We start from the raw sequence: 528 nt of genomic DNA on the forward strand, positions 1-528 counted from the left end.
CACTACGATCTCTCGGACGACTTCTTCCGGCTGTTCCTGGACCCCACCCAGACCTACAGCTGCGCCTACTTCGAGCGCGACGACATGACGCTCGAGGAAGCCCAAATCGCCAAGATCGACCTGTCGCTGAGCAAGCTCAACCTCGAGCCGGGCATGACGCTGCTGGACATCGGGTGTGGCTGGGGCGCCACCATGAGGCGCGCCATCGAGAAGTACGACGTGAACGTCGTGGGCCTGACGCTGTCGGAGAATCAGGCCGCCCACGTGCAGAAGATGTTCGACGAGATGGACACCCACCGCGGCCGCCAAGTGCTCCTGGAGGGCTGGGAGAAGTTCCACGAGCCGGTCGACCGCATCGTCTCCATCGGCGCTTTCGAGCATTTCGGGCGGCAGCGCTGGGGCCGCTTCTTCAAGATGGCCTACGAAGTGCTGCCGGCCGACGGCAGCATGCTGCTGCACACGATTCTCGCGCATTCCCAAAAACAGCTCCACGAGCTCGGCGTCTCGCTGACCATGAGCGACGTGCGA

Annotated in this window: 1 protein-coding gene; it reads left to right on the forward strand. The window is 63.4% G+C overall.

The genetic code is table 11. From position 1 onward, the window contains the following. The coding region (locus tag A5705_RS05465; protein WP_156763041.1) for a class I SAM-dependent methyltransferase at positions 1–528 on the forward strand (528 nt) is incomplete at both ends.

Origin of the sequence: Mycobacterium sp. E787, from assembly GCF_001668725.1 — a bacterium.
Taxonomy (GTDB): domain Bacteria; phylum Actinomycetota; class Actinomycetes; order Mycobacteriales; family Mycobacteriaceae; genus Mycobacterium.